This window comes from Arthrobacter sp. Y3221157 (genome assembly GCF_059089865.1).
The window spans coordinates 1-18279 of record NZ_JBNHFD010000084.1; the positions used below are offsets into that span (position 1 = coordinate 1).

The 18279-nt window shown below is 65.4% G+C and carries 13 protein-coding genes and 1 pseudogene; 6 read left to right on the forward strand and 8 right to left on the reverse strand.

Annotated elements, in window-relative coordinates:
* Positions 1 to 55: 55 nt before the first annotated feature.
* Genes zwf through tkt form a run of 4 tightly spaced genes read right to left on the reverse strand, consistent with a single transcriptional unit; the run spans position 56 to position 6531 of the window.
* A complete protein-coding gene (zwf, locus tag AC5RTT_RS16670; RefSeq protein WP_494052272.1) occupies positions 56 to 1615 on the reverse strand; it encodes a glucose-6-phosphate dehydrogenase in 1560 nt (519 codons plus the stop codon).
* A 15-nt stretch (positions 1616 to 1630) separates the two neighbouring features.
* Positions 1631 to 3262 carry a phosphoglucose isomerase-related protein gene (locus tag AC5RTT_RS16675; protein ID WP_494052273.1) on the reverse strand — a complete coding sequence of 544 codons (1632 nt, stop codon included), beginning with the start codon at positions 3260 to 3262 and terminating at the stop codon, positions 1631 to 1633.
* A 6-nt stretch (positions 3263 to 3268) separates the two neighbouring features.
* Entirely contained in the window at positions 3269 to 4384 is a 1116-nt protein-coding gene (tal, locus tag AC5RTT_RS16680; protein ID WP_494146127.1) for a transaldolase, read from the reverse strand.
* A 29-nt stretch (positions 4385 to 4413) separates the two neighbouring features.
* Positions 4414 to 6531: a transketolase gene (gene tkt, locus AC5RTT_RS16685; protein WP_494052356.1), complete on the reverse strand. Its 2118-nt coding sequence runs from the start codon at positions 6529 to 6531 to the stop codon at positions 4414 to 4416.
* A 444-nt stretch (positions 6532 to 6975) separates the two neighbouring features.
* Between tkt and AC5RTT_RS16690 the strand changes: the two genes are divergently transcribed.
* Together AC5RTT_RS16690 and AC5RTT_RS16695 are read left to right on the forward strand one after the other, a co-directional pair.
* Positions 6976 to 7935: a heme o synthase gene (locus AC5RTT_RS16690; RefSeq protein ID WP_494009083.1), complete on the forward strand. Its 960-nt coding sequence runs from the start codon at positions 6976 to 6978 to the stop codon at positions 7933 to 7935.
* A gap of 424 nt (positions 7936 to 8359) precedes the next feature.
* Positions 8360 to 8707: a cupin domain-containing protein gene (locus AC5RTT_RS16695; protein WP_494052276.1), complete on the forward strand. Its 348-nt coding sequence runs from the start codon at positions 8360 to 8362 to the stop codon at positions 8705 to 8707.
* 411 nt (positions 8708 to 9118) lie between these two features.
* Here the strand turns inward: AC5RTT_RS16695 and AC5RTT_RS16700 are convergent, their stop codons facing one another.
* Positions 9119 to 9322 (reverse strand): hypothetical protein, encoded by a 204-nt coding sequence (locus AC5RTT_RS16700; RefSeq protein WP_494146128.1) that lies wholly within the window; start codon positions 9320 to 9322, stop codon positions 9119 to 9121.
* A gap of 1166 nt (positions 9323 to 10488) precedes the next feature.
* On the opposite strand from AC5RTT_RS16700, the gene AC5RTT_RS16705 reads away from it, so the two are divergent.
* Positions 10489 to 12801, forward strand: coding sequence for a SulP family inorganic anion transporter (locus AC5RTT_RS16705; RefSeq protein WP_494052277.1), 2313 nt, complete (start codon positions 10489 to 10491; stop codon positions 12799 to 12801).
* An 89-nt stretch (positions 12802 to 12890) separates the two neighbouring features.
* On the opposite strand, the gene AC5RTT_RS16710 is transcribed toward AC5RTT_RS16705, so the two are convergent.
* Genes AC5RTT_RS16710 through AC5RTT_RS16720 form a run of 3 tightly spaced genes read right to left on the reverse strand, consistent with a single transcriptional unit; the run spans position 12891 to position 15596 of the window.
* Positions 12891 to 13835: a COX15/CtaA family protein gene (locus tag AC5RTT_RS16710; RefSeq protein ID WP_494124540.1), complete on the reverse strand. Its 945-nt coding sequence runs from the start codon at positions 13833 to 13835 to the stop codon at positions 12891 to 12893.
* A gap of 7 nt (positions 13836 to 13842) precedes the next feature.
* On the reverse strand, positions 13843 to 14631 hold the full coding sequence (locus AC5RTT_RS16715; RefSeq protein ID WP_494146129.1) for an ABC transporter permease: 789 nt from the start codon (positions 14629 to 14631) through the stop codon (positions 13843 to 13845).
* Complete coding sequence (locus AC5RTT_RS16720; protein ID WP_494146130.1) at positions 14628 to 15596, reverse strand: ABC transporter ATP-binding protein; 969 nt, start codon at positions 15594 to 15596, stop codon at positions 14628 to 14630. Before AC5RTT_RS16720 ends, AC5RTT_RS16715 begins: the two co-directional genes overlap by 4 nt.
* 116 nt (positions 15597 to 15712) lie before the next feature.
* Between AC5RTT_RS16720 and AC5RTT_RS16725 the strand changes: the two genes are divergently transcribed.
* The 3 genes and pseudogenes from AC5RTT_RS16725 to AC5RTT_RS16735 form a co-directional block, all read left to right on the forward strand.
* On the forward strand, positions 15713 to 16546 hold the full coding sequence (locus AC5RTT_RS16725; RefSeq protein WP_494146131.1) for a helix-turn-helix transcriptional regulator: 834 nt from the start codon (positions 15713 to 15715) through the stop codon (positions 16544 to 16546).
* A complete protein-coding gene (sufB, locus tag AC5RTT_RS16730; protein ID WP_494009090.1) occupies positions 16546 to 18009 on the forward strand; it encodes a Fe-S cluster assembly protein SufB in 1464 nt (487 codons plus the stop codon). Before AC5RTT_RS16725 ends, sufB begins: the two co-directional genes overlap by 1 nt.
* Positions 18009 to 18279: pseudogene (locus tag AC5RTT_RS16735) on the forward strand (Fe-S cluster assembly protein SufD); the annotation flags it as partial. The gene sufB and the pseudogene AC5RTT_RS16735, both read left to right, overlap by 1 nt.

Here is an 18279-nt window from a genome sequence, read left to right on the forward strand (position 1 = left end):
AGGGCCATGATCTTCTTGGAGACGTTCGAGGTGGTGGTATCGGGCAGGTCTACGATCATGGCCTTCTCCAGGTTCGTCCGTCACGGGCCAGCAACTCATCCGCCGAGGCGGGGCCCCAGCTGCCGGGGGCGTAGGGCTCGGGCTGCTCTTTCAAGGACGCCCAGTAGTCCTCGAACGGGTCAAGGATCTTCCAGGACAGCTCCACTTCCTCGTGCCGCGGGAACAACGGCGGCTCACCGAGCAGCACATCCAGGATCAGCCGCTCATAAGCCTCGGGGGAGGACTCGGTGAACGAATGCCCGTACCCGAAGTCCATGGTCACGTCCCGGACCTCCATCTGGGTGCCGGGGACCTTGGACCCGAACCGGATCGTGGCGCCCTCGTCGGGCTGGACCCGGATCACCACGGCGTTCTGCCCGAAGTCATCATCCGTGTGGTCCCGGAACAACAGGTTGGGGGCGCGTTTGAACACCACCGCGATCTCCGTCACCCGCCGCCCCAGGCGCTTCCCGGCACGCAGGTAAAACGGCACCCCGGCCCAGCGGCGGGTGTGGATGTCCACCCGGATCGCCGCGTAGGTTTCCGTGGTCGAGTCCGCGGGGATGCCTTCTTCCTCCAGGTAGCCCTGGACCTGCTCACCGCCCTGCCAGCCGCCGGTGAACTGCCCCCGCGCCGAGTGCGTGGACAGGTCTTCGGGGAGCTTGACCGCAGCGAGGACTTTTTCCTTCTCCGCGCGCAGGTCATCGGCGTTGAAGGAGATGGGCTCCTCCATCGCGGTCAGGGCCAGCAGCTGCAGCAAGTGGTTCTGGATCACGTCGCGGGCCGCGCCCACGCCGTCGTAATACCCCGCCCGGCCGCCGGTGCCGATGTCCTCCGCCATCGTGATCTGGACATGGTCCACATAGTTCGCGTTCCACAACGGCTCAAACAGCTGGTTCGCGAACCGCAGCGCCAGGATGTTCTGGACCGTTTCCTTACCCAGGTAGTGGTCGATCCGGAACACCGCGTCCGGCGGGAACACGGACTCCACAATGTCATTGAGCTTCCGGGCAGACTCAAGGTCGTGCCCGAACGGCTTCTCGATCACCACGCGGCGCCACTTGTCCCCGTCGGCCTGCGCGAGCCCGTGCTTGGACAACTGCCGGCATACCTGCTCAAACGCCTTCGGCGGGATCGACAGGTAGAACGCGTGGTTCCCGCGGGTGCCGCGGACCTCATCGAGTTCCTTGACCGTGTCACCGAGCCGCTGGAACGCTCCGTCGTCGTCGAACTCGCCCTGCACGAACCGGATGCCCTCGGCGAGCTGGTTCCACACCGCCTCATCAAACGGCGTCCGCGCATACGACTGCACCGAGGACTTCACCTGAGCGGCGAAATCCTCATCACTCCACTCCCGGCGCCCGAAGCCCACCAGCGCGAAACTCGGCGGCAACAACCCCCGGTTCGCCAGGTCATACACCGCCGGCATCAACTTCTTCCGCGCCAAATCGCCCGTCACCCCAAAGAGCACCAACGACGACGGACCCGCAATCCGGTTCAAACGGCGGTCCCGCGGATCCCGGAGCGGATTCCGCCCCCGGCCCGCGGCCTTCCTGCCGTATTCAGTTTCTGGCATAGTGCTTGTGCGCCTTTAGCTTTCGGTTGCGGATGCGCGGGCGGAGAGCGCTGCGATGATGTCTTGCAGCTGCGCCACGCCGGCGGCACGGTTGGTCAGGTGCAGGCGGAGGACGGGGCGGCCGTGTCCTTCCAGGACCTGGGCATCGCCCGCAGCCTGCGCGGAAATCAGCTCACCGAACGTGAAGGGCCGGTCCGGGATGGCCAGGTCTTCCGCGGCCGATGCCGTCACCTGGAGGAACACACCGATGGCGGGACCGCCCTTGTGGAACTGCCCGGTGGAGTGCAGGAAGCGCGGACCCCAGCCGAAGGTCACGGGCCGGCCGGTGGCGGCCGCGAGCTCGTCGCGGATGCCTTCCAGTTCCGCGAAGGCCAGGCGGTCGAAGTAAGCCTGGACGCTGAGGTAGCTGTCCGGGGACAGCGTGCCCAGCAGGGCCTTCACGGCACCTTCGACGGTGGCTGCGTCACCGAGCCAGTCGCCGCCGCGGACCTCGATGGCGCCGTCGACAAACGCCGCAGCCGTGGGTTCGGGCTGTGCGTCCAGCAGGCCGCGGGCAGCGACCTTGGCTGCCTCCACGTCCGGCTGGTCGAACGGGTTGATGCCCAGCAGGCGGCCGGCGACGGCCGTTGCGAACTCCCACACCATCATCTGCGTTGCCAGGCCGCCGGCGATGGCTACCTGGTTTTCGCCGAGTTCGACGTCGGCGTCTGCGTTCACAAGGCGCACCACCAGCACGTCCGGGGCGCCGTAGCTGACCTCGGGGGAGGCGGGGCCTGCAACAACCGGCAGGACACCCGTGCCCAGCTTGCCCGTCGATTCCGCGATGAGCTGCTCGGCCCAGTCGGCAAAACCGACAATGCCGGATCCGTCCTCGGCAATCACGATCTTGTTGCGCAGCGGCGTGGTGCCGCCCAGCGCAGCACCGAGGGCCAGGCCGATGTTCTCCGGTGCGTCCTCATTGAGGATTTCCGCAGCTTCTTCGGCTTCATCCAGGAAGGCCTGGATGTCCACGCCGGCCAGGCCCGACGGCACGAGGCCGAAGGCGGTCAGCGCCGAGAAACGGCCGCCCACGTTGGGGTCGGCGTTGAACACCGCACGGTAGCCGGCCTCACGGGAAGCTTTGTCCAGCGGGGAACCCGGATCGGTGACAATGATGATCCGGCTTGCGGCGTCGATGCCGGCGTCGTTGAACGCCTTCTCGAACACGCGGCGCTGGGAATCCGTTTCCACGGTGGAGCCCGACTTGGACGAGACCACAATCGCAGTCTCGGCCAGCCGGTCCGCCAGGGCAGCACGGACCTGGTCCGGGTCCGTGCTGTCCAGCACTGTCAGCTCGACGCCGGCGGTACCGGCAATGACCTCGGGTGCCAGCGAGGATCCGCCCATGCCGCAAAGCACGATGCGGGTCACACCCTCGGCCCGAAGGGCGTCACGGAGTTCCAGGATGTCCTGCACCAGGGGCTGGGAGACGGTGGCTGCTTCCACCCAGCCAAGCCGGATTGCCGACTCGGACTCGGCGTCCGTACCCCACAGGGTGTGGTCCTTGGCGAAGATCCGGGTGGCAATCCGATCCGCCACCAGGGTGGGAATGTGCTGCTCGAGTGCCTGCTGTGCTGCGCCGGTGGCGTCGTAGCTGAGAGTGCTCATCTGGGACTAGGAAGCCTTCCGTGCGGAGGCGAGGGCACCTTCGACGTCGGCCAGGAGTTCCTTCCAGCTGGCCACGAACTTGTCCAGGCCTTCGGATTCCAGGATCGCGACGACGTCGTTGTAGGAGACGCCGAGGTTCTCCAGGGCGTCGAGGGTGGCATTGGCCTCGGCGTAGGTGCCGCTGATGGTGTTCCCGGTGACCACGCCGTGGTCGAAGGTGGCATCCAGGGTCTTCTCGGGCATGGTGTTCACCACGCCCGGGGCGACGAGCTCGGTGACGTAGAGGGTGTCCGGGTAGGCCGGGTCCTTCACGCCGGTGGAGGCCCAGAGCGGCCGCTGCGGGCGGGCGCCGGACTGGGCCAGCAGGTTCCAGCGTTCGGTGGCGAAGAGCTCTTCGTAGACCTGGTAGGCCAGGCGGGCGTTGGCGACGCCGGCCTTGCCCTTGAGGGCGAGGGCTTCATCGGTGCCGATGGCAGTCAGGCGCTTGTCGATCTCTGTGTCCACGCGGGAGACGAAGAAGGAGGCCACGGAGTGGATCTTGGAGAGGTCGTGGCCGTTTTCCTTGGCCTGTTCCAGGCCTGACTGGAAGGCGTTGATGACGGCGCGGTAGCGCTCCAGGGAGAAGATCAGGGTCACGTTGACGCTGATGCCCTCGGCCAGGGTGGCGGTGATCGCCTCAAGGCCTTCCAGGGTGGCGGGGATCTTGATCAGGACGTTGTCCTTGTTGACCTTCTTGAACAGGTGCTTAGCCTCGGCGATGGTACCGGCGGTGTCCCAGGCCAGGCGGGGGTCCACCTCGATGGAGACGCGGCCGTCCACGCCGTTGGTGACTGCTGCCACCGGGGCGAAGAGGTCGCAGGCGTCGGCGACGTCGGTGGTGGTGATTTCGAAGATGGTGTCTTCGATGCTGGCACCGGCGGCGGCCTGCTTGGCGATGGTCGCGTCGTAGTCGGTGCCGGCGGTGATGGCGGCGTGGAAGATGGACGGGTTGGTGGTCACGCCAACCACGTTCTTCTCTTCGATGAGCTTGGCCAGGGTGCCCGTTTCCAGGCGTCCGCGGGACAGGTCGTCAAGCCAGATGGAAACTCCGGCGTCGGAGAGCTGCTGGGTGGGAGTAGTCATGATGGTTTATCTCCTCAAGTGTTCTGGGTTTAGGCCTGGAGGCCGGCGAGGGAGTCCTTGGCGGCGGCGGCGACTGCCTCCGCGGTGATGCCGAACTCCTGGAAGAGGCGCTTGTAGTCGGCGGAAGCGCCGTAGTGCTCGAGGCTGATGGAACGGCCGGCGTCGCCGACGAATTCCTTCCAGCCCAGGGCAAGTCCTGCTTCGACGGACACGCGGGCCTTGACGGCGGCAGGCAGAACGGATTCGCGGTAGGCGGCGTCCTGCTTGTTGAACCATTCAACGCACGGCATGGACACGACGCGGGCGGCAATGCCTTCGGCCTGCAGGGTTTCGCGGGCCTTGACGGCGAGCTGGACCTCGGAGCCGGTGGCGATCAGGATGACGTCGGCCGGGACGGTGGCACCGTCCTTGGACGCTTCGGCCAGGACGTAACCGCCCTTGGCAACACCGGCGGTGGAGCCGAAGGTGTCACCGGAGGCTACACCCTCGCCGCGTTCCCAGGTGGGGATGTTCTGGCGGGTCAGGACTATGCCGGCCGGGTTGTCGTGGTTTTCCAGCATGGTCTTCCAGGCAACTGCCACTTCGTTGGCGTCACCGGGGCGGACGACGTCCAGGCCCACGATGGCGCGCAGGGAGGCGAGCTGTTCTACCGGCTGGTGGGTGGGCCCGTCCTCGCCCAGGCCGATGGAGTCGTGGGTCCACACATACAGGGACGGGACTCCCATCAGCGCGCCGAGGCGGATCGCCGGACGCTGGTAGTCGCTGAAGATCAGGAACGTGCCGGAGAACGCACGGGTGCGGCCGTGCAGGCTGATGCCGTTCACGATCGAGGCGGCGGCGTGCTCGCGGATGCCGAAGTGCAGGACCCGGCCGTACGGGTTGCCGGACCAGGCGTCAGTCTGCTTGGACGCCGGGACGAACGAGGGCGAACCTTCGATGGTGGTGTTGTTGGACTCGGCGAGGTCGGCGGAGCCGCCCCAGAGTTCGGGAAGAACCGGGCCGAGGGCGTTCAGGACCTTGCCGGACGCGGCGCGGGTGGAAACGTCCTTGCCGGCCGGGAAGACCGGCAGGGCCTCGTCCACACCGGCCGGAAGTTCCTTGGCCTCAATCCGCTGCAGCAGCGCGGCGGCTTCGGCGTTGGCGGCCTGCCAGGCGTTGAAGGACTCCTCCCATTCCTTGCGGGCTGCGGCGCCGCGGTCCACCACCGAGCGGGCGTGGGCCAGGACTTCCTCGTCAACCTCGAAGGACTTGGCGGGATCGAAGCCCAGCACCGTCTTCAGCGCAGCGACTTCCTCGGCACCCAGGGCCGAACCGTGGATTTTGCCGGTGTTCTGCTTCTTCGGGGCGGGGTAGCCGATGATGGTGCGCAGCGACACGATGGACGGCTTGGAGGTCTCGGCCTTCGCAGCAAGCAGCGCGGAGTAGAGCTCCTGGACGTCTTCCTTGTACTCGCCGGTCTTGGTCCAGTCAACGCGCTGGACGTGCCAGCCGTAGGCCTCGTACCGCTTCAGGACGTCCTCGGTGAAGGCGATGTCGGTGTCGTCCTCGATGGAGATGTGGTTCTCGTCGTAGATGACAACGAGGTTGCCCAGTTCCTGGTGGCCGGCCAGCGAGGAAGCCTCGGCCGTGACGCCTTCCTGCAGGTCGCCGTCGGACGCGATAACCCAGATGGTGTGGTCGAACGGGCTGGTGCCCGGGGCGGCGTCGGCGTCGAACAGGCCGCGCTGGCGGCGCTGCGAGTAGGCAAAGCCGACCGAGGAGGCCAGGCCCTGGCCCAGCGGGCCGGTAGTGATTTCCACGCCGGCGGTGTGCTTGTACTCCGGGTGGCCGGGGGTCAGCGACCCCCAGGTCCGCAGCGCCTGCAGATCCTTCAGCTCCAGGCCGTAGCCGGAGAGGAACAGCTGGATGTAGATCGTCAGCGACGTGTGGCCGGGGGAGAGGATGAAGCGGTCACGGCCGATCCAGTCCGGATCCCGCGGATCGTGGCGCATCAGCTTCTGGAACAGCAGGTAAGCGGCCGGAGCCAGGCTCATCGCAGTGCCGGGGTGGCCATTGCCAACCTTCTCCACGGCATCGGCGGCCAGCACGCGGACGGTGTCCACGGCGCGCTGGTCCAGGTCGGTCCAAGACAGTTCTTGCTCTTCCAAATGTGGCACGAAAACCGGGCCCCTCTCTGTGCTGATGGCAGGCGGCACACCGGGTCCGAGTAAAGGCACGCTGTGTGGCGCCCGCTGCGGTGTGTACCAGCCGTTCACCATCGAAACGTTGATCTCTCACTCAGCCACTTGCAATCTGGGAATGCGTTTTCCACCGCTTCCCTGCTGCGTGCTGATCTGGTGACAGCTTAGCTCCATTCCAAAGTCCGGGCAGCGCAAATCTCAGGATTTGGACGCAATTTCCCCTTATATGAATCAGCCTGAAGTGAGCCTGAGTTAATTTGCTCGAATTGGCACCCGAGCGATCAAGTGCGCATATCAGCGGGCAGGTGGGAGGGTGGCGGCACGGTATGATATTCGGAGGCCAATGCCGGGCAGCGGACCTTTCCAGCCGTCCGTAGCTGCACCGCCAGACACAACTGCCACACAGAACGGGTGACTGCCACCGTGAGCACAACAGATACGCCGCTGAACGCATCCCGGTCGTCAGGTGCCGGGTTTGCCCGTAAGGCCAAGGCGTATCTCGCCCTCACCAAACCCCGCGTTATCGAACTGCTGCTGGTCAGCACGCTGCCCACCATGATCTACGCGGAGCGCGGCTTCCCCTCCATCGGACTGATTCTGGCCACTCTGGTGGGCGGTGCCTTCGCGGCAGGCAGTGCCGGTGCCTTCAACTGCTACATCGACCGCGACATCGACAAACTGATGCACCGCACCGAAAACCGTCCGCTCGTGACCGGCGAGGTCACCCCGCGCGAGGCACTCGTGTTCTCGTGGGTCCTGGGGGCAGCGGCCATCGCCATCCTATGGTTCGGGGCCAACCCGTTGTCCGCCTGGCTGGGCCTGGGCGCCATCTTCTTCTACGTGGTGATCTACACGATCATCCTCAAGCGCCGCACCGCACAGAACATTGTCTGGGGCGGCGCCGCAGGCTGCTTTCCCGTGCTGATTGCCTGGGCGGCCGTAACCAATACCGTGGAATGGCCCGCCATCATCCTCTTCATGGTGATCTTCCTCTGGACGCCGCCGCACTACTGGCCGCTGTCCATGCGGTACGGCGAGGACTACCGCAACGCAAAGGTGCCCATGCTGGGAGCCATCGCTGGCGCCAAGGTGGTCTCTGTCCAGGTGGTCCTCTACGCCTGGGCCATGGTGGCCTGCTCGCTCCTCCTGGTTCCGGCCGGCGGTGCGGGATGGGTCTACACGGCAACCGCGGTCCTCGCCGGTGCATGGTTCCTGTACGAATCACATTCCCTGTACAACCAGGCCCAGCGTGAAGAGATCTCCGGCAAGCGTGCCATGAAGGTCTTCCACGGTTCCATCAGCTATCTGACCCTGCTGTTCATTGCGCTGGCTGTTGACCCGTTCATCGGTCCGGCCGTTATGGGAGGCTAAGTCCGGCGCCTGTCGGCACGGACCCGCTTTCCCCCGTCGCAGCGGGACTAAACCTGCGTCTGGTCTGCATCTTCGGCGCGAAGCGCATTGTGGAACTGATTGGCATCTCCTGGCGGAAACCGTCGATGTCACCTTCCAAAGCGAACGCAGCCAACTTCTCGTGCTCAACGGCGATGATATGGAGGTCGCTGCAAGTTCAATGGTCGACCGAGAAATAGAGACGCAGTCTGCTCTCCAGTCCGTTCCATAGGGTGCAGGGCTGCGTTCCCCGAGAATTGCTTCCCCAGTTCACGATCTCGTCACTTGTCGATGACGCACTCCTGCGGGTACCTCCGTGAGTTTTGATGAATCTTCATGTGTAGACATTGGCTTCGCGATCCATTACGATTGTCAACAATTGACAACGCGACAAAAGGAGAACTTTATGCGTCCGTACGTGTACGTGCCTGCGGCCAAAATCGTCGGGGAGCTCGAGCCCAATGGTCACCGTCCTGGCTACGACTCGGGCGACCCGAAGACGTCGATCCTGAAGTTCGACACCGCCATCAAGACGGGTGTCTGGGAGTGCCAGCCCGGAGGCTGGGATGTGACTCCTCGGGAAGACACCGAGGTGTGCTACATCGTGAGCGGCCGCGCAACCGTTACCGACGGCGCCACCGGCACCAGCTACGAGATCTCCGGTGGTGACGTGATCGTGCAGCCCAAGGATTGGTCGGGCCGCTGGGTGGTGACCGAAACCATTCGCAAGGTTTACTGCCACGGCTTCGACTGAGCGCCGACCCGCCTGACACGATCCTGACGTGCGGGCCGCTCCCTCATCGAGGGTGCGGCCCGTTCGCGTTTTCGGCGCGGTTCCCCGGGGACGGCTTCCCGCCGCGAGCCGGGGCCGGGAGCTAGCCCGCGGTGCTTCCTTTGCTTAGTGCAAGAAGTTTCAGGTCGCGCGAAACAGCTTCTATCGCGGCGGCCCGGCTAGCAGTTTTTCTCTTAGCTGCACGTTTTCAGCTCGGTCGTGCGTGATGGATGGATGACCCGTGAAGAGAGATACCTGCAGGCGTCCCGGGCAGGTAATGGGAGAGGGGATCATGGAACACCATCTCAGGCCCTCGAGGGGTTGGGGCTCCGGCAGGGGATGGTTTTGGAGCCGTTGAACTCGGATCCGTGGGCGCAATGGATGTGGCTTCAGTCATCGCAACGCACCCAGTTGAAAATGAGTAGCGAGAACGATCGAGCCCAGGGCAAGGATCCCGGCAATGACCTGCAACAGCGGCAGGCAGGATTTTTCGTTGCTGCCTGTGCTTGTGGGGCGCCGTTGAACCTGCAGGACAGCACTGGAGCTGGTCACTATGCCGGCTGCGGTGACTACTATCAGGATGAGCACTACGCCCACGCCCCCCAGTATCCGGAAAGGCGCTCGTCTCCTCCACTGGCGGGGTTAAGAAGCCCCTTTGCACCTTTGGTGGGTCCCGACTTTAAAGCGGTGGTGGCGCCGGCGGGCTCTGCATGCAGATGAACGACGACTTTGTCGCATCTCTCTTGACCTTTCTCGCAGATCGTAGATTGTCAACAATAGTACACCGGCGGCGTCTCCGTCACTACATATGCGGGAGACCGGCGCCCTGGCGCCGGTCTCAGTGGTCGCTCCTGCCAGTTGTCAGCTGTCCCCGCCGGGTCAGGCTGACGAGTTCCGGGAGCGTGTGTTAGTCAGTCGGGCGTGGAGCCACGTTGTAGAAGCGGATTGTTTCGAATTCTTCGAACCTTCGGCGCTTCCGCGTCCAAGGCCTGACTGCGTGATGCCGCCGACGAGCGCAGGAGCGTTGGACGGGACGCCTTGGTTGATGCCCACGATTAGCCGGCCGGTCGGGGCGAAGAAGTGGCCTGCCGAGTCGCAGCCGGTTGATGCGGTTGGCTCCAATGCAGGACTGTCCGCCATTGCGCAGCTTCGCGGCGAACGTTCCATCCACCGCAGGCTGAAGGTTATACAGTTTCCGCCAAGACCGGGCGCGGCGCTCCGGCTTTCAGTCGCGGCAGTCGGGCCAGAGCTGCTCGCCGTCTTGAATGCAGTTACCGGAGTTCCATGCCTGTGGAGCAACGTTTGGAGTCCATCTTCCGGTGGGGTAACCGGGCCCGCCCGGCGCTTTGACGTCCGTGCCCGTGCATGCTGGCCTGCCGAGGGCCTGGCGCTCTGCTATGCGTTTCATGTCAGGCCGCTGGGCGGTCAGTGGTGCTGCCGCGGACGACGGATATTACTTCCAGCGCTGCTGTTTGCTTCATAGCTCTTCCTGCCCCACGAATATCGCTTGTTGCCTAAGGCGCCGGCGGAGCGGTTGGTCCCGTCGGGTGTGCTGCTGGAATCAGCATGCCCCCGCCGCATCAAGACTTCCCTGGTTCTTGATAGTGCAAGTGCAATTCTTGGGCAGAATCAGGCAAGCATCATGCGCCGGCGCTGGACGGACACGGCATGACAGCAATTGTCATATCGATCACGTTTTATGTCACTGTTCATGACTGTCTGCCTACTCTGGAATGGATCCGGCCCGCGAGCAAAGGAAATCCATGGCACAGGAATCCGACCCCACCACCGTTCCCAGTTCCAGTCCCCCGGCAGCCAACCAATCCGGAAGCACGAACAGATCCCGGACCCCGCACTTCCTCAAACACCTCCGCTCGGACTTTCCTGCGTCGCTGGTGGTGTTCCTTGTGGCCCTGCCGTTGAGCCTAGGCATTGCCGCGGCTTCCGGCGCCCCGATCATGGCCGGCCTTATCGCAGCCGCCGTGGGCGGCATCGTGGCCGGCAGCCTGGGCGGCTCGCCCCTCCAGGTGAGCGGGCCCGCTGCCGGACTGACCGTCATCGTGGCCGGACTGGTCCAGGAATTCGGCTGGCAGGTAACCTGCGCCATCACGGCCGCGGCAGGCGTCGTCCAGCTCCTGCTGGGTATCAGCCGCGTCGGCAGGGCAGCACTGGCGGTCTCGCCGGTGGTGGTGAAGGCGATGCTCGCCGGCATCGGCATCACGATCATCCTGCAGCAGATCCACGTCCTGCTCGGCTCCCGGGCGGCTGGTTCAGCCTTGGAGAACCTGACTGCCCTTCCGTCGGCCATCACCAACCTCGAACTCCATGCCGCGCTGCTGGGCCTCGCCGTCGTGGCCATCCTGCTTGTCTGGAAGCACCTGCCGCCGGCAGTGCGGCGGATTCCGGGGCCGCTGGCCGCCGTCGCCGCCGGAACGGCCCTGTCCGTTGCGTTTGCGCCCGCCGTTGAGCGCATCTCCTTCTCCGGTTCGATTTTCGACGCCGTTGCGCTGCCCCAGTTGCCGGACGGCAACTGGCGGGCCGCTGCATTCGCCGTCCTCTCCATGGCCCTGATCGCCAGCATCGAATCGCTGCTGTCCGCCGTCGCCGTCGACAAAATGCAGGCAGGACCACGCACCAACCTGAACCGGGAACTGATGGGCCAGGGAGCAGCCAACATCGTCTCCGGCTCCCTGGGCGGACTTCCCGTCACGGGCGTCATCGTGCGCAGCGCCACCAACGTGGAAGCCGGTGCCGCCACGCGGACCTCGGCGGTCCTGCACGGTGTCTGGGTCCTGACCTTCTCGGCCCTCTTCGCCGGCCTCATCCAGCTCATACCGATGGCTGTCCTCGCCGGACTGCTCGTGGTGATCGGTGCCCGGCTGATCAAGGTGGCGGATATCCGCACCAGCCTCCGCACCGGAGACTTCCTGATCTACTCCGTCACGCTGCTCTGCGTCGTCTTCCTCAACCTGCTGGAGGGCGTCCTCATCGGGCTGGCGCTGGCCGCGGCCAGCGTGCTGTGGCGCGTGCTGCGCGCGTCCGTCCAGGCGCACCAGCCCGTGCCGCCGTCGGTCCTGTGGCGGATCACCATCAACGGGTCCTGCAGCTTCTTCTCCCTGCCGCGGCTGAACCGGGTGCTGCATTCGGTTCCGGAGCGCAAGGACGTTGTGGTGGAACTGAACGCCGACTACCTGGATCATGCGTTCCGGGAGGCGGTGCTCGCCTGGCGCCGCCAGTACGAAGCCGCCGGGGGTACCGTCCATGTTGAGGAGCACGGCAACAGCCTGTTCCGCGATGCTGCGGACCGCGCCCCCCAGCGGAAGGAAGCCAGCGAACTCCCGCTGCCGCCCAGGAGCTCGTGGCAGGCGGGCGGGCCGGCGCAGGAGGCCGGACGGGACCCGCGGCGTTCGCTCCTGATGGGGATCAACAAATACCACCGCCGCTTTGCAGACAAGGTCCGGCCCATGGTGCAGAACCTGGCGGAAGGCCAGAACCCGGACGCGCTGTTCATCGCTTGCGTGGATTCCCGCGTGAACCCCAACCTGATCACCAGCAGCGGCCCGGGCGACCTGCTGACGCTGCGGAACATCGGGAACGTGGTGTGCCACGACGGGCAGGATGCCTCCATCGATTCCGCCCTGTCCTTTGCCGTCAGAGGCCTGGGCGTGAAATCAATCGTGGTTTGCGGGCATTCGAACTGCGGGGCCATGAAGGCCGTCATCGCGGACGCCGGCGGCAGCACTGCCACATCCCTCGGTGCAGGGTTTGACGCCTGGCTGGAACATGCGCGGCCAAGCTACGAGGAGCTGCAGGCGGGCCACCCGGTGGCGTTGGCTGCAGCCGAGGCCGGTTACGGCGAAGCGGACCAGCTGGGGATGGTCAACGTGGCGGTGCAGCTTGCGAAGCTGGAAACCCACCCGGTGATCGGTCCCGCGCTGGCAAGGGGTGCCGTGCAGGCAACGGGCCTGTTCTACGACATCGCGACGGCGCGCGTGCTGCTGGTCAACGCATCCGGGATTGAGTTCCTGGATGCGGCCCCTGCTGCGGAATTGGCGAACGCCGGGCCGGTGCGTTGACCCGGGGTGAAAGTAGCGGCCCATGACGCGAAGCGCCCCGGTTCCTTGGAACCGGGGCGCTTCGCACTTTGCTGACTTGTCGTGGAGTCCTACTCCACCGGGCTGGAGCGGGCGATGTCCCAGGCGTTCGTGGCTGCGGACATGAGCAGCGCCGCCCCCAGCATGTGGGCGGCCACGAGCAGCACCGGAATGCCGTTGTAGTACTGGGTGAAGCCGATGACTGCCTGCAGGACCGTCACGCCCAGGAGCCCCAGCACGGCAGTCCGGAACGGGCCGGTGATGCCGCGCATGAACACCAGCGCCAGGGCCACGACCGTACCGGCGGTAATGAGGTACGCCGGAACCGCATGGATGTGGGAAAACAGGTCCCAGTCAAGGCCGTTCCGCGGCGCGTCCGCGTCGCCGGCGTGCGGACCGGCTCCCGTCACTACCACGCCGAGCATCACGGCAAGGGCGGAAAAAAGCGCGACGGCGGACGTCACCGGGCGCATGATTCCCGGCAGGGCGCGGTGCCGGTAGGCCATGAACCTGCCGGTCCTGCCAAAGGCCCGGTTCACCAGCAGGGTGGCAAACACCACCAGGGCCATCGACACCAGGAAGTGCAGGCCCACCACCCAGGGGTTGAGGTTGGTCAGGACGGTGATCCCGCCGATCACTGCCTGGGCGGGGATGCTGGCGAGCAGGCCGAGGGCGAGGAGGAAGAGGTCCCTGCGTTCCTTGCGAAGGTTCCACAGATAGACCAGCATGAGGGCGGCGACGGCGGCCAGCGCAAAAGTGAGGAGCCGGTTGCCGAACTCGATGAAGCCGTGGATGCCCATCTCAGGGGTGTTGACCAGCGATGTTTCCGTGCAGCGCGGCCAGGTGGGGCAGCCAAGGCCGGAAGAGGTCAGCCGGACCGCCCCGCCTGTGACCACGAGAAGTGTCTGGCCGATCAGGGAGGCGACGGCGAGGCGGCGCACCCGGGCGTCCACGGTGCGGGGCAGCCTTGATACCAGGCGCCCGGCCAGTTGGGGTAGGCGTGAAGCCGTGCTCACGATTATCTCAATTCCACTTGAACCAACGGATGGCTGCTGCCCCGGCGACCAGGGTCCAGAGCAACAGTATGAGGGCGGCGCCGGCGTTCAGGCCGCCGCCAAGGAATGCCTCGCGCAGGGATTCGCCCAAAGCGCCGGACGGCAGGAAACCGACCAGAGACTGGGCCGTTGCCGGGAGCTTTTCGGCGGGCAGAACAATGCCGCCCAGGGCACCCAGGAGGATCCACAGCAGGTTGGTGATCGCGAGGGTGGCCTCCGGCCGGACGGTTCCCGCCACCAGCAGGCCCAGCGCAGTGAAGGCGGCCGCGCCCAGTGCCAGCAGCGCCAGCCCGGGAAGCCAGCCCGCCGCCAGCGGCTGCCAGCCCAGCGCCAGCGCCACGGCAGTGACCACTGCAACCTGCAGGCACAGTACCGCCAGGACCGAGAGCGCCTTCCCGGTAATGAGTCCGCCGCGGCCCAGGGGAGTGGTGGACAGAAGGCGGAGCACGCCGTAGCGGCGGTCGAAACCGGTAGCGATGCCCTGCCCGGTGAAGGCTGTGGACATGGCGCAGAGGGCCAGGATGCCTGGAACGGCCACATCGATCCGGCTGGCGCCCATTCCGTCCAGGAACGGCGTCACGGTCAGGCCGACCAGGGCAAGCAGCGGCAGCACAACGGCAAGGATCAGCTGTTCCCCGTTCCGCAGCATCGCCAGCGACTCGTACTTGCCCTGCAGCAGCACGCGCCGCAGCAGGGTGGCAGGCTCCTGCTGGCCGGCAGGTCCGGTCAGGACTGCGGCGGCGGGGTTCCGGGTCATCGGATGTCCTTTCCCGAAATATCCAGAAAGACGTCTTCAAGGCTACGCGCCTGCAGGCTCATCGAACCCGGCATGATGTCATGCGCTTCCCACCATGCGGCAAGGGCGGCGAGATGGTGGGGCGTTAATGCACCCGTGACGCAGTAGCTGCCGGCCCGGTCCTCGGTTACATCGATGACGGCCGGCAGGACCGCGGAAAGGTCAAGCCCCGGGGGTGCTTCAAAAAACAGTGTCCGGACGTGTTCGGCACCTGCCTCTACCTCCGGGGCGCGCTGTAGCAGTTCCTGCACTGTTCCCTCGGCAACGTTCCGGCCGCCGTCAATGATGTAGACGTAGTCCGCAAGGCGCTGGGCGTCATCCATGAGGTGCGTGGTGAGGATGATTCCCATCCCGGCGTCGCGGAGCTCCGCAATGAGGTCGAACACCAGCTGCCTGGACTGGGGGTCCAGGCCCGCGCTGGGCTCGTCGAGGAAGAGGACTTCCGGCCTGCCGATCAGGGCAGCCGCAAGGGCCAGGCGCTGCTTCTGCCCGCCGGAAAGCCTGCGGACCGTCGTGCGGCTGAAAGTATCAATCCCCAGGCGCTGGACCAGCTCATCCACCGGCCAGGGCCGGGCATACAGTCCGGCAATGTGGCGCAGCAGCGGAATAGGGCGTGCCGACGGCGGGAGCCCGCCATCCTGGAGCATGACACCAACGCGGGACCGCAATCCGGCCCCTGCCGTTGCCGGATCCTGCCCGAGCAGCGAGATGCTGCCGCCGGTGCGTTTCTGCAGGCCCTGGGCGCATTCAAGGGTGGTGGTTTTTCCTGCCCCGTTGGCCCCGAGCAGTGCGGTGACCTGTCCCCATTCGGCGGTCAGTGAAACGCCGCTGACCACCCGGAGCATCTTTCCGTCCAGGCTGGGCAGCGGACCAACATCCTTAATGAGCCCGCTGATGGACAGAACAGGGGATTGGGGGGAACGCACCCCAATATTCTACGGGAAGTAGTATTAGCTGCCGTCCTGCCGGAGCCCGGGCTGAGGTCAGCCTGTCCTTACTGGAGCGGGGGACTAAATTACGCCATGATTGTGTTGTGTATTCCATGAGCAATGCTACTGCTGTGCCTTTTGCCGGGCACGGAGCCTCCCAGGCTCCCGCAGACCGGGGCCGGATGGCTACCGGTCCGGTGGCTGATGCCGATGAGCGTACCCGCGACCGCGTCCTCGCGGCGGTCCTGGAACACGGACCTGTCAGCGCCGCCGAACTCGGCGACCTGCTCGGATTCACCCCGGCGGCGGTGCGCCGCCACCTGGACCATTTATCCCGCGACGGCGTTATTGAAGTCAAGAGGGTAGCCAAGTCCGGTGCCGGCGCGGGCCGGCCCGCCAGGCGGTACGTCCTTAGCTCCCAGGGCCAGTCCAGCCTCGGCAATGACTACCTGGACATCGCCGCCCTGGCCCTCCAGCAGCTGCAGAAGGTTGCCGGGCCCGACGCCGTCCGCGCATTCGCCGTCGAGCGATTCTCGGATATGGAACGGCGGTATGCGCCGGAGATCGAAAAGGCCGGTCCGGACATCAGCGACCGCGCCCGGGCCCTTTCCGATGCCCTGACCCGCGACAACTTCGTCTCGTCCACCGCCACCATCGAGGCCAAGGCACCCCTGCCGGCCGCGCTGTCCAGCGTCCAGCTGTGCCAGGGCCACTGCCCGATCCAGCAGCTTGCCGCACGCTTCCCCGTGTTCTGCGACGTGGAAACGGAAGTGTTTTCGCGGCTGGTGGGCGTTGACGTGCGCCGGCTCTCCACACTGTCCCGCGGCGGGCACGTCTGCACCACCCACATTCCTACAGGCAGGCCGTCTGTCCAGGAGCCCACAAGGCCTCCGGCAGCCCCCGCCCGCCTGAACGCAGAAATCAACCATCAGCAAGAAAGGCCGTGATGACGGACCAACTATCAGAGAAAGCGGTAGCCGAAAACACTGTGATCTCGGAAATTCTGGAAAAGAATCCCGAGCTCCATGGCATCGGCAACTACGAGTACGGCTGGGCTGACAAGAACGACGTCGGCGCTAATGCACGCCGTGGGCTTGACGAAGAGGTAGTCCGCGACATTTCGGCCAAGAAGAGCGAACCGGACTGGATGCTCGACCTGCGCCTCAAGGGCCTGAAGTACTTCGACCGCAAGCCCATGCCCACCTGGGGTGCGGACCTGTCGGGCATCGACTTCGACAACATCAAGTACTTTGTCCGTTCCACGGAGAAGCAGGCAGCCACCTGGGAAGACCTGCCCGAGGACATCCGGAACACGTACGAAAAGCTGGGTATCCCGGAAGCCGAGCGCAGCCGCCTCGTTTCCGGTGTTGCCGCGCAGTACGAGTCCGAGGTTGTCTACCACCAGATCCGCGAGGACCTCGAGGCCCAGGGCGTCATCTTCCTGGACACCGACACCGCGCTGAAGGAGCACCCGGAGATCTTCCAGGAATACTTCGGCACCGTGATCCCGGTGGGCGACAACAAGTTCGCCTCGCTGAACACCGCCGTGTGGTCGGGCGGGTCCTTTGTCTACGTCCCCAAGGGCGTCCACGTCGACATCCCGCTGCAGGCATACTTCCGCATCAACACTGAGAACATGGGCCAGTTCGAGCGGACCCTGATCATCGCCGACGAAGACTCCTACGTCCACTACATCGAAGGCTGCACGGCACCGATCTACACCTCGGATTCCCTGCACTCCGCCGTGGTGGAAATCATCGTCAAGAAGGGCGCCCGCGTCCGGTACACCACCATCCAGAACTGGTCCAACAACGTGTACAACCTGGTGACCAAGCGTGCCATCTGCGAAGAGGCCGCCACCATGGAGTGGGTCGACGGCAACATCGGCTCCAAGGTCACCATGAAGTACCCGGCCGTCTACCTTGTGGGCGAGCATGCCAAGGGCGAGACCCTCTCCATCGCGTTTGCCGGTGAGGGCCAGCACCAGGACACCGGCTCCAAGATGGTCCACATCGCGCCGAACACCAAGAGCTCCATCATCTCCAAGTCGGTGGCCCGCGGCGGTGGCCGTGCAGCCTATCGCGGCCTGGTGCAGGTCCGTGAAGGTGCCAAGCACTCGGCCAACACCGTGCGCTGCGACGCCCTGCTCGTGGACACCATTTCACGCTCTGACACCTACCCGTACATCGACATCCGCGAGGACGATGTGCAGCTGGGACACGAGGCAACGGTCTCCCGCGTCAGCGAGGAGCAGCTGTTCTACCTCATGTCCCGCGGCATGCCCGAGGACGAGGCCATGGCCATGATCGTGCGCGGCTTCATCGAGCCGATCGCCCGTGAGCTCCCCATGGAATACGCCCTCGAGCTGAACCGCCTCATCGAACTCCAGATGGAAGGATCCGTCGGTTAATGACTGCCGAAGCTACAACCGAAAAGGCGCGCATCGGCGCACCGTCGATCGCAGGTTTCACCGAGGAAGGCGAACAGCTCGTTCCCTCCAAGGTTGACCGCCACCACAGCCACGGCGTGCAGGTTATGGCCTCCCGCGCGGAGCGCCTGACCAGCCACGACGTCGCCGACTTCCTTCGTTTGCTACGGCGACGAGGTGGTCTGCGTGATCGGCGGCACCGTCCAGGATTACATCTACTTCAACGGCGCCACGTCGCTGTACTGGGGCATG

Bases quoted from the DNA above. Each gene is read 5' to 3' on its own strand.
- zwf (WP_494052272.1), bottom strand. From the start codon at position 1,615: ATGCCAGAAACTGAATACGGCAGGAAGGCCGCGGGCCGGGGGCGGAAT.
- AC5RTT_RS16675 (WP_494052273.1), bottom strand. From the start codon at position 3,262: ATGAGCACTCTCAGCTACGACGCCACCGGCGCAGCACAGCAGGCACTC.
- tal (WP_494146127.1), bottom strand. From the start codon at position 4,384: ATGACTACTCCCACCCAGCAGCTCTCCGACGCCGGAGTTTCCATCTGG.
- AC5RTT_RS16695 (WP_494052276.1), top strand. From the start codon at position 8,360: ATGCGTCCGTACGTGTACGTGCCTGCGGCCAAAATCGTCGGGGAGCTC.
- AC5RTT_RS16705 (WP_494052277.1), top strand. From the start codon at position 10,489: ATGGCACAGGAATCCGACCCCACCACCGTTCCCAGTTCCAGTCCCCCG.
- AC5RTT_RS16715 (WP_494146129.1), bottom strand. From the start codon at position 14,631: ATGACCCGGAACCCCGCCGCCGCAGTCCTGACCGGACCTGCCGGCCAG.
- AC5RTT_RS16725 (WP_494146131.1), top strand. From the start codon at position 15,713: ATGAGCAATGCTACTGCTGTGCCTTTTGCCGGGCACGGAGCCTCCCAG.
- sufB (WP_494009090.1), top strand. From the start codon at position 16,546: ATGACGGACCAACTATCAGAGAAAGCGGTAGCCGAAAACACTGTGATC.